Annotated in this window: 12 protein-coding genes; 4 read left to right on the top strand and 8 right to left on the bottom strand. The window is 68.3% G+C overall.

What is annotated here, in order from left to right; translation table 11 throughout:
• Window positions 1-293 precede the first annotated feature (293 nt).
• On the bottom strand, window positions 294-1,571 hold the full coding sequence (locus tag ACE3TL_RS15245) for a cytochrome P450 (RefSeq protein WP_374579526.1): 1,278 nt from the start codon (window positions 1,569-1,571) through the stop codon (window positions 294-296).
• Between the two features lie 173 nt (window positions 1,572-1,744).
• On the opposite strand from ACE3TL_RS15245, the gene ACE3TL_RS15240 reads away from it, so the two are divergent.
• Window positions 1,745-2,839, top strand: a complete 1,095-nt coding sequence (locus ACE3TL_RS15240; RefSeq protein ID WP_374579525.1) for an NADH:flavin oxidoreductase — start codon at window positions 1,745-1,747, stop codon at window positions 2,837-2,839.
• Between the two features lie 138 nt (window positions 2,840-2,977).
• On the opposite strand, the gene ACE3TL_RS15235 is transcribed toward ACE3TL_RS15240, so the two are convergent.
• The 6 genes from ACE3TL_RS15235 to ACE3TL_RS15210 form a co-directional block, all read right to left on the bottom strand.
• The gene (locus ACE3TL_RS15235) at window positions 2,978-3,889 is read right to left on the bottom strand and encodes an SMP-30/gluconolactonase/LRE family protein (RefSeq protein WP_374579527.1); all 912 of its coding nucleotides are present in this window, start codon (window positions 3,887-3,889) and stop codon (window positions 2,978-2,980) included.
• A 63-nt stretch (window positions 3,890-3,952) separates the two neighbouring features.
• Window positions 3,953-4,471, bottom strand: a complete 519-nt coding sequence (locus ACE3TL_RS15230; RefSeq protein WP_374579524.1) for a dihydrofolate reductase — start codon at window positions 4,469-4,471, stop codon at window positions 3,953-3,955.
• 22 nt (window positions 4,472-4,493) lie between these two features.
• Window positions 4,494-5,867 (bottom strand): ATP-binding protein, encoded by a 1,374-nt coding sequence (locus ACE3TL_RS15225; protein ID WP_374579523.1) that lies wholly within the window; start codon window positions 5,865-5,867, stop codon window positions 4,494-4,496.
• On the bottom strand, window positions 5,864-6,547 hold the full coding sequence (locus tag ACE3TL_RS15220) for a response regulator transcription factor (RefSeq protein WP_374579522.1): 684 nt from the start codon (window positions 6,545-6,547) through the stop codon (window positions 5,864-5,866). Before ACE3TL_RS15220 ends, ACE3TL_RS15225 begins: the two co-directional genes overlap by 4 nt.
• 142 nt (window positions 6,548-6,689) lie before the next feature.
• Window positions 6,690-6,920 (bottom strand): hypothetical protein, encoded by a 231-nt coding sequence (locus tag ACE3TL_RS15215; protein WP_374535021.1) that lies wholly within the window; start codon window positions 6,918-6,920, stop codon window positions 6,690-6,692.
• A 100-nt stretch (window positions 6,921-7,020) separates the two neighbouring features.
• Window positions 7,021-7,860, bottom strand: a complete 840-nt coding sequence (locus ACE3TL_RS15210) for a thymidylate synthase (RefSeq protein ID WP_374579521.1) — start codon at window positions 7,858-7,860, stop codon at window positions 7,021-7,023.
• Window positions 7,861-7,941: 81 nt separating this feature from the next.
• On the opposite strand from ACE3TL_RS15210, the gene ACE3TL_RS15205 reads away from it, so the two are divergent.
• Together ACE3TL_RS15205 and ACE3TL_RS15200 are read left to right on the top strand one after the other, a co-directional pair.
• Window positions 7,942-9,021 (top strand): alkaline phosphatase family protein, encoded by a 1,080-nt coding sequence (locus ACE3TL_RS15205; protein WP_374579520.1) that lies wholly within the window; start codon window positions 7,942-7,944, stop codon window positions 9,019-9,021.
• A gap of 75 nt (window positions 9,022-9,096) precedes the next feature.
• Window positions 9,097-9,390 carry a hypothetical protein gene (locus ACE3TL_RS15200; RefSeq protein ID WP_374579519.1) on the top strand — a complete coding sequence of 98 codons (294 nt, stop codon included), beginning with the start codon at window positions 9,097-9,099 and terminating at the stop codon, window positions 9,388-9,390.
• A gap of 4 nt (window positions 9,391-9,394) precedes the next feature.
• Here ACE3TL_RS15200 and ACE3TL_RS15195 read toward each other — a convergent pair whose 3' ends face one another.
• The gene (locus ACE3TL_RS15195; RefSeq protein ID WP_374579518.1) at window positions 9,395-9,949 is read right to left on the bottom strand and encodes a DUF924 family protein; all 555 of its coding nucleotides are present in this window, start codon (window positions 9,947-9,949) and stop codon (window positions 9,395-9,397) included.
• 205 nt (window positions 9,950-10,154) lie between these two features.
• Here ACE3TL_RS15195 and ilvC point away from each other — a divergent pair.
• A partial coding sequence (gene ilvC / locus ACE3TL_RS15190) for a ketol-acid reductoisomerase (protein WP_374579517.1) occupies window positions 10,155-10,754 on the top strand: 600 nt, incomplete at its 3' end.

Here is a 10,754-nt window from a genome sequence, read left to right as displayed (position 1 = left end):
CTGCTTTGTGTGCCTCCCCGGCGCCGGGGGGGTGGGGGACCGGCGCCGCGGGGGGCGGGGGCCGCGCGGCTTGCTCTGAGCTTGACCCCGCCCCCTCCACCACCCTGCGGGCGGTCCCCCTCCCCCATAAAATGGGGGAGGAAATCTCCGACAGCGCCATATGCGATAGTCCTCCCCTCGGAGGGAGCTGTCGGCGAAGCCGGGTGAGGAGCTGCTGAGTCAGCAAGCCCCCTTTTCGTCTCGGCGCTTCGCGTTGATCCCACTCTCCCGGGAGGGAGAGGAATCGGTGGGCGTCAGTAGCGGGTGGGGATGATCACCGGCATGTATTCGTAGCCCTTCACGAAGGCCGAGAAGACACGGCGGGGCTCGCCCTGCACCTCGATGGTCGGGAAGCGTTGAAGAATCTCCTCCCAGAGGATCTTGAGCTGGAGTTCGGCCAGGCGGTTGCCGACGCAGCGGTGGATGCCGAAGCCGAAGGACATGTGCTGGCGCGGGCGCTCGCGGTCGATGATGTAGGCGTTCGGGTTCTCGATCACCTCTTCGTCGCGGTTGCCCGAGACGTACCACATGATGACCTTCTCACCCTTCTTCATCTGCTTGCCGCCCAGCTCGAAGTCCTGGGTCAGGGTGCGGCGCATGTGGGCCAGCGGCGTTTGCCAGCGGATGGTCTCCGACACCATCGAGGGGATCAGCGAGGGGTTGTCGTAGAGCTTCTTCCGCTCGGCGGGGTTCTGGTGCAGGGCCAGGACCGAGCCGGACATGGTGTTGCGGGTGGTGTCGTTGCCGCCGACGATCAGCAGGATCAAGTTCCCGAGATATTCCATGCGGTCCATGTTCCGCGTGGCCTCGCCATGGGCGAGCATCGAGATCAGGTCGCCCTTCGGCGGTGCGTTCACCCGCTCGTTCCAGAGCCGCGTGAAGTAGTCCACGCACTCGAACAGCTCCATCTTGCGTTCCTGCTCGACGATTTCGGGATCGGTCGAGGAGAACAGGCCCGATTCCGGCCCAGCGGTGGCCACGTCCGACCAACGGGTCAGCTTACGGCGTTCCTCCCAGGGGAAGTCGAACAGGGTGGCGAGCATCTGGGTGGTCAGTTCGATCGAGACCTTATCCACCCAGTCGAATTCCTCGCCGATCGGCAGGCTGTCGAGGGTGCGCTGGATGCGTTCGCGGATCAGCGGTTCGAGCTGGTGCAGATTGGCCGGCGAGACGATCGGGCTGACGGTCTTGCGCTGGATATCGTGCTTGGGCGGGTCCATGGCGATGAACATCGGCATGGTGAAGTCGTCCTTCTGATCGAAGATCGTGATGGACGGCTCGGACGAGAACACCTCGTGATTGGTGTCGACGGCCATGATGTCGTTGAACTTGGTGACCGACCAGTAGGGGCCGTCCTCGTGGAGGCCTTCCTTGTGGTAGTGGATCGGGTCTTCGTTGCGCAGGCGCTCGAAGTAGGGCCACAGGGTATCGGAGCGGAAGAGCTCCCCGTCGGCCAGGTTGATCTCGTCCAGCGGCATGGCGTAGGCCCGTGCGCGGGCTTCAGCCTTCAGGTCGACGGCGCCGTCGCTCATGGTGATTTCCTCCAAGGGGTCCGGTCGTTTGGGTGACCGTTGTTCACCTGACAATGGCGCCGTCTGGGCGTTTGGGGAAGTTGCTGGCGTGCAACAGAAAATCTGAACTGACAAAACGACCGGTCGTGCGTAAATCGCATTCCTGCGAACACCTGTTTGAACCCGGAGAGCCCATGTCGGCCGACGCCCTGTTTAAGCCTTTTGAATTCAAAGGCCTGCGCCTGAAGAACCGCATCGTCATGGCGCCGATGACGCGCTCGTTCTCGCCGGACGGCGTGGCGACCGAGGAAGTGGCGCAATATTACAAGCGGCGGGCGGATGTGGGCCTGATCGTCTCGGAAGGCACGGGCGTCGACCGTCCGGCCTCGCTGAACGACAAGAACGTGCCGCGTTTTCACGGCGAGAAGGAGCTGGCCGCCTGGAAGCGGGTGATCGACGAGGTGCATGGCGCAGGCGGGGTGATGGCGCCGCAGCTCTGGCACGTCGGCGCCGTGCGCACCCGCGATCCCGAATGGACGCCGCCGGGCCCCTATGACAGCCCGTCCGGCCTCAGCCGCCCCGGCAAGGAATTCGGCGCGCCGATGACCGAGGAGGAGGTCGCCGACGCGGTGCGCGCCTTCGCCGAGGCCGCGGCCAACGCCAAGGCGCTGGGCTTCGACGCCATCGAGCTGCATGGCGCCCACGGCTATCTGATCGACCAGTTCTTCTGGGAAGGCACCAACGTCCGCGAGGACGCCTATGGGGCCAAGGATCTGCCTGGCCGCGCCCGCTTCGCCGCCGACATCCTGAAGGCGGTGCGCAAGGCGGTGGGGCCGGACTATCCGGTCATCATCCGCATCAGCCAGTGGAAGCAGCAGGACTACGAGGTGAAGCTGGCCCAGGACCCGAAGGCGCTGGAGGCCTGGCTGGGCGCGTTGGTCGACGCCGGGGCCGACATCCTGCACTGCTCGCAGCGCAGGTTCTGGGAGCCGGAGTTCGAGGGCTCGGACCTGAACTTCGCCGGCTGGGCCAAGAAGCTGACCGGGGTCCCGACCATCACCGTCGGCTCGGTCGGGCTGTCGGGCGAGTTCATCGCCGCCTTTGCGGGCGAGGGCTCCAAGCCCGCCTCGCTGGACGAACTGCTGCGGCGGCTGGACCGCGGGGACTTCGACCTGGTGGGCGTCGGCCGGGCGCTGCTGCAAGATCCGGAGTGGACGGAAAAGGTGCGTGCGGGCCGGACGGCGGAGTTGAAGAACTTCGAGCGAGAGGCGCTGGCGCGGCTGTATTAGAGGGGTCGCTTCGTCCCTCCTCCTTGTGGGGAGGGACAGATCGCGAAGCGATCGGGGTGGGAGCCGCTGAACCAGCAAGGCCCCACCCGTCTCGCCGCGGTGCGGCGACCCACCCTCCCCATGAAGGGGAGGGAGAAGTTACGCGTTGAAGTTCAGCTTCAGGCCGGGGCGGGGCCAGGTCGCCTTGTAGAGCTTGCCGGTGGAGGACGCCGTGATCCAGGCGGTCTTCATGTCCGGGCCGCCGAAGCAGATGTTGGTGACGATGAGGTCGGGCACGGGATAGTGCTCGATCGTTCCGTTCGGGTCGAAGGCGGTGATCCCGCCGTTGAGGATGGTGGCGACGCAGACCTTGCCGCCGGCCTCGACCGCCAGGCTGTCGAGGAACTGCACCCCTTGCAGGTTATGGACGGCGCGACCGGCGGCGAAACCGGCCGGCGGGCCGAGCACGCCCGGCTCTTCCACATCGAAGGCCCAGAGGCGGCCGAGTTGGGTGTCGGCGAGATAGACGGTCTTTTCATCGGGCGAGAGGCCGACGCCGTTGGGCGAGATCAGGTGGTCGCGCTGGCGGCTCACGTGGCTGCCGTCGATCCTGGCGTAGTAGAGCGCGCCGAACTTGCGGCCCTCCGGCGTGCCGCAACCGTGGTCGGAGAACCAGAAGCCGCCTTGCTTGTCGAACACCAGGTCGTTGGGTCCGACGAACGGGCGGCCATCGCACTCGCTGTAGAGCGTGGTCAGCTCGCCGGTCGCAAGGTCGTAGCGCTGGATATAGCCGCCGGTGTGGGACGGCGGGGTCGGCCCCGGAATGGTCAGGCCGTCCTGCTCGGGCCAGGTGAACGAGCCGCCGTTGTTGGTGATGTAGATCGCCCCGTCCGGGCCGATGGCCGCGCCGTTGGGGCCGCCGCCGGTCTCGACCACCGTCTCCTTGCGCCCGTCGGGATGGATGCGGGTCAGCCGCTGGCCCTTGATCTCGGTGAGGATCACCGAGCCGTCGTTCATGGCGATGGGGCCTTCGGGAAATTCGAGTCCCTCGGCGACGAGTTGAATGTCCATGGTCACGGGTTCCCTCCGGATTCGCCGCTCGCAGCGGCGGCGTTCGGGGCGACTATGGACGGATCAGCGGCGTTCCAAAACCCGGATCTTAAACGCGTGTTCGTCGCCTTCGCCGGCGGGATAGTCCTGGCTGCGGACCTCGGTCCAGCGGCTCTCGTCGATGGAGGAAAGGGTGACGTCGCCTTCGACCTCCGCGTCGACCTCGGTGAGGTAGATGCGCTGGGCGCGGGCCAGGGCCAGTTCGAACAGCGAGGCCCCGCCGATGACGCAGACCTCGCCCGCGCCGTCCTCGGCGGCCTGTTCGCGGGCGATGGAGAGCGCCTCGCTGAAATTGTCGCAGACCACCGCGCCCTTGGCCTCGAACGAGCCGTCGCGGCTCAGCACGATGTTGGTGCGGCCGGGCAAGGGCTTTTTGGGCAGGCTCTCCCAGGTCTTGCGGCCCATGATGACCGGCTTGCCCATGGTCACGGCGCGGAAGTTGGCGAGGTCGGTCTTGAGCCGCCAGGGTAGGGTTCCATCCTTGCCGATGACGCCGTTGCGGTCGCGGGCGATGGGGCCGGCGGTGAGGATGGGGGTGCTCATGGCCCGCTCAATAGCAGACTCGTCAGGCCGGAGTCCGGGACCGCTCGCCCAGCTCGATGACGGCGCGCAGGCCCGGATGGGCGTCCTCCAGTTCAAGGGCGCCGCCGTGCAGCTTGGCGCAGGCCGCGGCGATGGCCAGGCCCAGGCCGCCGCCGGGCCTGGAGCGCGCCTCGTCCAGCCGCACGAAGCGTTCGCGCACCCGGCCGCGATGCTCGGCGGGGATGCCGGGGCCGGTGTCGGAGACGACGATGCGGACGCGGCCGTCGGCGTCTTCCAGCGTCAGGCGGACGAACGCGCCCGAGCCGGCGTGGTGGGCGGCGTTGTGGAGCAGGTTGCCGACCGCTTGGCGCAGGATCAGCTCGTGGCCTCTGATGACCAGCGGCGGGCGCGGGGCGGGCGGGACGAAGGTCTGGCCGGCGTCCTCGATCACCGGGCCGAACAGCTCGCCCACCTCGGCGACCAGGGCGGCGAGGTCGACGGGGGCCATCATATCGCGTGACAGGCCCGCCTCGGCGCGGGCGATGTCCATCAGGGCCGAGAGGGTGGAGAGGGCGCGGTCGGCCTCGCCGTGGGCCTGCTCGATGGCGTCGAGGCGCTGGGGTTCGGCCACCTGCGGATCGAGGGCGCGGGCGAGGTCGGCGCGCATGCGGGTCAGCGGGGAGCGCAGGTCGTGGGCCAGGCTGTCGGTGACGGTGCGCATGCCGGTCATCAGTTCCTCGATCCGGTCGAGCATGCCGTTCATCGCTTCGCCCAGGCGGTCGAAGACGTCGCCCTTCGGATGGGTCTCGGTGCGGGCGGAAAGGTCGCCGCCGGCGATGCGGCCCGCTGTGGCGGCCAGGGTCTCCATGCGGTTGAGCAGCAGGCGGTTGAACCAGACGGCGGCCAGCAGCACAGCGCCGATGGCCGCGATCAGCGAGACCGCGGCGCTGGCGACCAGGGCGCGGCGGAAGGCGAGCCGCTCTCCGATGTCCTCGTAGACCACCAGGGTCCCGCCGGTGGAGAGCGGCTGGACCAGGACGCGCCAGGGCGAGGCGCGGCCCTCGCTGGCGATGCGCATGCGCGCCGCGCCCTGGGCGGGCAGGTCGTCGGCCGGGGCCAGGCGCGCCCCGCCCAGCAGGCGCCCGTCGGCGGCGTAGAGCGCGTAGCGGAAGGCGCCGCCGGGATCGGTCCGCTCGCGCAGGTCGAGGGCGCGGGCGAGGGGGGCGATCCCCTCCTCGTGGGCGAAAGCGACGAAATAGTCGCGGGCGGCCTCGGCGACCTCGCGCTGGCGCTTGCCGATGATCGCTTCGCCCACCTGGTCGACCATGGCCAGGCCGACACCCAAGGCGGTGAGCGCCACCGCCAGCAGCATGAAGAACACCGCGCGCGGCCGCAGGCGCGAGCCCGGCGGCCTCATGGCTCGGTCGACAGGCGATAGCCCGTGCCGCGCAGGGTATGGAGCAGGGGCGAGGCGAAGCCCTCGTCGATCTTCTTGCGCAGGCGGCTGATGTGGGTGTCGACGACGCTGGTGTGGGGATCGAAGCGGTAATCCCAGACCTGTTCGAGCAGCATGGTGCGGGTGACGACCCGGTCCTTGTGGCGCAGCAGGTACTCCAGCAGCTTGAACTCGCGCGGGAGCAGGTCGAGGGCGCGGCCGGCGCGGCTGACGCGGCGCGAGAGCAGGTCGACCACGAGGTCGCCGCAGGCGAGCTTGGTCTCGACCTCGGCGGCCGGGCGGCGGCGCATGAGGTTTTCCAGCCGCGCCGAAAGCTCTGAATAGCCGAAGGGCTTGGTGAGGTAGTCGTCGCCGCCGGCTCGCAGGCCCTTCACCCGCTCGTCCAGGTGGCTGAGGGCCGAGAGGATGATGATCGGCGTCTCCACGCCGGCAGCGCGCAGGGCCTTGATGACGCTGAGGCCGTCGAGGCCGGGGAGCATACGATCCATGACGATGGCGTCGAAGGGCTCGCCCGACGCGGCGTAGAGGCCGTCGCGCCCGTCGGCCACATGTTCGGCGGTGTAGCCTTCCTCGCGAAGGCCCTTGAGGATGTAGTCGGCGGTCTCGGCGTCGTCTTCGACCAGCAGGATGCGGCGGCTCATGGGCGCAGGTCCATATTGCTCGCCGTGAAGATGGCGTGCTTTCGCCTTTCGACCAAGGTGAGCGGGCGGCCCTGGGAGATGGAGGCCGCCCGCTCGCGGGCCCGGGGAACCGTCGGGCGCCGGTTTTTTGAGCCGGAGCGGCTCAGCCCTTGGCGACGCAGGCCTTCACGAAGTCGGCTTCTTTGCCGGTGTGGGTCTTCTGGTCCTTCCACGACTTTTCGCAGGCGGCGCGCTTGGCGTTCATGTCGACCTTGGCCGTGGCGGCGGGCTTGGCGGCGGTCATCGGCTTGGCGGCCGGGGCAGGGGCGGCGGCGAAGGCCGAGCCGGCGGCGAGGGCCAGGACCAGGGCGGCGGGGGCGATGAGATTGCGCATTCTTGCTCTCCGTTGAGGGGCGCCGGATCGTTCCGGGCCAGGAGAGCAGACCGCACGGACCCCTCGGGCCTACGTCGGCGGACTCGCAATTTTGTAAGGTTCAGACCGCGATCGGGGCTTGGATCTTATCGTGCGCCTTGTAGCCGCGCAGCTTGAAGTCCTCGTATTCGAACGCGAACAGGTCGCGCTTGTCGGCGATCTCCATCACCGGCAGCGGCAGGGGCTGGCGGGTCAGTTGCTCGCGGGCCTGATCGAGATGGTTCAGATAGAGGTGCGCATCGCCCAGGGTGTGAACGAACTCGCCCGGCTCCAGCCCCGTCACCTTGGCGACCATCATGGTCAGCAGGGCGTAGGAGGCGATGTTGAACGGTACGCCGAGGAAGGCGTCGGCCGAGCGCTGGTAGAGCTGGCAGGACAGCTTCCCCTCGGCCACGAAGAACTGGAACAGGCAGTGGCAGGGCGGCAGGGCCATGTCGTCGACATCGGCCGGATTCCAGGCCGAAACGATGTGACGGCGCGAGTCGGGCATGGTCTTCAGCCCCTCGACCACCCCTGCAATCTGGTCGATCACCCGGCCGTCGGGCGCGGTCCACGAACGCCATTGCTTGCCGTAGACGGGACCGAGTTCGCCCTGCTCGTCGGCCCATTCGTCCCAGATGCTGACGCCGCGCTCCTGCAGCCAGCGGACATTGGTGTCGCCGCGCAGGAACCACAGCAGTTCGAGGATGATCGACTTGCGGTGCAGCTTCTTGGTGGTCAGCAGGGGAAAGCCCCGGGCCAGGTCGAAACGCATCTGGCGGCCGAACACGCCGAGCGTGCCGGTGCCGGTGCGGTCGCCGCGCTGCACGCCATTGGCCAGGATGTCGGCCAGCAGGTCGAGATACTGCTGCTCGGGATGAGCGGCGGCGCTGTTTCCGGCAATGGCGACATGAGCGTTCATCAGGGTCAGAGTGTGCCGATTCGGAAGCGGCGCGGGAATGGCGCCGTTCGGCTTCTCCACAAGCGACGTCAGGGGCTGTGCATGAAGAAAATTCTGGGCGTGGCGGCTTTGGCGCTCGGCCTGCTCGCGGGGGCCGCCCAGGCCGCCGAGGACCGCCGGGTGGTGCTGGTGACGCTGGACGGGATGCGCTGGCAGGAGGTGTTCCGCGGCGCCGATCCGGTCTTGGCGGTCGATCCCGCCATCGTCGAGGACCGGCCGGGGATCAAGGCGGCGTTCCTCGACCCCGCTGATCGCAAGCGCGCGCTGATGCCGTTCCTGCATGACGTGGTGGCGGCCCAGGGGGTGTTGGTCGGCGACCGCGACCACGGATCGTGCGCGCGGGTGACGAACGACAAGTTCTTTTCCTATCCCGGCTATAACGAGATCCTGACCGGGCGTCCGGACCCGAGGATCGTCAGCAACGACCCGATTCCCAATCCGAACGTCAGTTTCCTGGAATGGCTGGACGGGCGGCCGGGCTATCGCGGCAAGGTCGCGGCCTTCGGATCCTGGGGCGTGTTCACCGCGATCCTGAATACGGGGCGCAGCAAGGTTCCGCTCAACGCCGGTTTCATGACGCCCAAGCCGCACGGCGCCTTCGAGGCCGCGCTGGGGCGGCTGCAGGACCAGAGCCCGCGACTGTGGTCGACGGTGCGGTTCGACGCCTTCACCCACAACTATGCGCTGGAGGCGATCCGCCGCGATCGGCCCAAGGTGGTCTACATCGCCTATGGCGAGACCGACGACTTCGCCCATGACGGCCAGTACGGACACATGCTGGAGGCCGCCCACCGCACCGACGGCTTCCTGCGCGAGCTGTGGAGCGCCCTGCAGGCCGACAAGGCCTATGCCGGCAAGACCACGCTGATCATCACCACCGATCACGGCCGCGGCGACGGTTCAAAGCCGAACGACTGGAAGGGCCATGGGGCGGTGATCTGGCCGGCCTCGGACCAGACCTGGCTGGCGGCGATCGGTCCGGGCGTGAAGAGGGGTGTGGCGAAGCTGGACGACTGCGCCGGCGCCAACCAGGTGGCGGCCACGGCGCTGCAGGCGCTGGGCCTGGACTGGCGGGCCTTCGATCCGCAGGCCGGCGCCCCGCTGGCGCTGTTCACGCGGTAGGCCATCGACGGCGTGCGCCATCGGTGCGATCTTTACGGGCAGCGCAGCGTGGCGCGACAGGCGAGGAGCGCGACCATGATTCAGAGCATCGCCGCGGCCGCCGCGATCCTGCTGTTTTCGGCCGCCTCGGCGGCGCAGGCCGCCAGCGATGCGGCGCCGGCCGCGAAGGCGGCCGAAACATCCGCGCCGGGCAAGGGCAAGCCGAACAAGGACAAGGTCGTCTGCCGCGTGGAGACGCCGGCGGGCAGCCGTCTGGGCAAGCGCGTCTGCATGACCCTGGCCGAGCGTGAGCGGCAGGAAGAGGAAGCCACCAAGGGTTTTGGCGAAATGCAGAGGGTCGTGAACACGACCTTCAGCAAGGGAAACTAGCGCTTCAGCCCGAGAAGCCGCCGTCCTCGAGGAAGGCGCGTTCGTCCGGCGTGGTTTCCCGGCCCAGGCAGGCGTTGCGGTGGGGGAAGCGGCCGAAGCGGTCGATGATGTCCCAATGGACCTTGGCCCAGTGGAGGGAGTCGGCGTCGCCGGTCTCGTCCTTCAGCAGGCCGAAGAGGCGCATGGATTCGTCCTGGTCGGCGAGATCTTCGCCATGCTCGAAGGGCAGGTAGAAGAAGCGGCGCAGCAGGGGCTCGACCTCTCGGTCGTGGCCGCGGGCCACGGCGGCGACAGCGATGGCGCGGGCCTTGGGATCGGTGGCGAAGGCGTGGGCCGAGCCGCGGTAGAGATTGCGGGGGAACTGGTCGAGCAGGATGAGCAGGGCGAGCGCGCCCTCCGCCGTGGCCGCCCAGCCATCATACTCGCCGCGGGCCGCGGCGTGATGGACGGGCTCGAATTTCAGCGCGATGGCCTGGTCGAACCGGTCGCTCTTGGCGAACCACTTTTCAGGGCCGGCCGAGCGCCAGAAGCCGATCACGTCCTGCGGTGTCGCCGCCATCTTCCGCCCTCCGAACAAGAGCTTCTATGTCGGACGTGGCGTGCGGGGGCGCAAGGCGCGAAAAACCGCGCGGATTTCGCGGCGATATCGCCGCATTCATCCAGCGCCGCCTTGACCTCCGTGCAAAATTCCTCTCCATAGCCCGGCCTTTGCTGCGGCGCCGTTGCGCGGAGCCGCGCCCGCCTTCGACTTCAGGAGTATGATCATGCGCGTCTATTACGACCGCGACGCCGACCTCGCCCGCATCCTGGACAAGAAGATCGCGATCGTAGGCTATGGCAGCCAAGGTCGCGCCCACGCCCTGAACCTCAAGGATTCGGGCGTGAAGGACGTCGTCGTAGCCCTGCGCCCCGGTTCGGCCACCGCCAAGAAGGTGGAAGCCGACGGCCTGAAGGTGCTGTCGGTCGCCGAGGCCGCCGCCTGGGCCGACATGATCATGGTGCTGGCGCCGGACGAACTGCAACGCGGCATCTACAATTCCGAGATCGCGCCGAACATCAAGGATGGCGCGGCCCTGCTGTTCGCCCACGGCCTGAACGTGCACTTCAACCTGATCGAGCCCAAGGACACCATCGACGTGCTGATGGTCGCGCCGAAGGGCCCGGGCCATACCGTGCGCGGCGAGTACCAGAAGGGCGGCGGCGTGCCGTGCCTGATCGCCATCCATCACAACGCCACCGGCAACGCCCTCGACCTCGGCCTGGCCTACGCCTCGGCCATCGGCGGCGGCCGCTCGGGCGTGATCGAGACCACCTTCCGTGAAGAGTGCGAGACCGACCTGTTCGGCGAACAGGCCGTGCTGTGC

The sequence above is a fragment of the Phenylobacterium sp. genome, from assembly GCF_041920015.1.
Classification (GTDB): domain Bacteria; phylum Pseudomonadota; class Alphaproteobacteria; order Caulobacterales; family Caulobacteraceae; genus Phenylobacterium.
Note: the sequence above shows the minus strand (reverse complement) of the source record. Positions and strands in the feature narration are given on the sequence as shown.

Bases quoted from the DNA above. Each gene is read 5' to 3' on its own strand.
- ACE3TL_RS15225 (WP_374579523.1), bottom strand. From the start codon at position 5,867: ATGAGGCCGCCGGGCTCGCGCCTGCGGCCGCGCGCGGTGTTCTTCATG.
- ACE3TL_RS15245 (WP_374579526.1), bottom strand. From the start codon at position 1,571: ATGAGCGACGGCGCCGTCGACCTGAAGGCTGAAGCCCGCGCACGGGCC.
- ACE3TL_RS15200 (WP_374579519.1), top strand. From the start codon at position 9,097: ATGATTCAGAGCATCGCCGCGGCCGCCGCGATCCTGCTGTTTTCGGCC.
- ACE3TL_RS15220 (WP_374579522.1), bottom strand. From the start codon at position 6,547: ATGAGCCGCCGCATCCTGCTGGTCGAAGACGACGCCGAGACCGCCGAC.
- ACE3TL_RS15195 (WP_374579518.1), bottom strand. From the start codon at position 9,949: ATGGCGGCGACACCGCAGGACGTGATCGGCTTCTGGCGCTCGGCCGGC.
- ACE3TL_RS15230 (WP_374579524.1), bottom strand. From the start codon at position 4,471: ATGAGCACCCCCATCCTCACCGCCGGCCCCATCGCCCGCGACCGCAAC.
- ACE3TL_RS15210 (WP_374579521.1), bottom strand. From the start codon at position 7,860: ATGAACGCTCATGTCGCCATTGCCGGAAACAGCGCCGCCGCTCATCCC.
- ACE3TL_RS15205 (WP_374579520.1), top strand. From the start codon at position 7,942: ATGAAGAAAATTCTGGGCGTGGCGGCTTTGGCGCTCGGCCTGCTCGCG.
- ACE3TL_RS15240 (WP_374579525.1), top strand. From the start codon at position 1,745: ATGTCGGCCGACGCCCTGTTTAAGCCTTTTGAATTCAAAGGCCTGCGC.
- ACE3TL_RS15235 (WP_374579527.1), bottom strand. From the start codon at position 3,889: ATGGACATTCAACTCGTCGCCGAGGGACTCGAATTTCCCGAAGGCCCC.
- ACE3TL_RS15215 (WP_374535021.1), bottom strand. From the start codon at position 6,920: ATGCGCAATCTCATCGCCCCCGCCGCCCTGGTCCTGGCCCTCGCCGCC.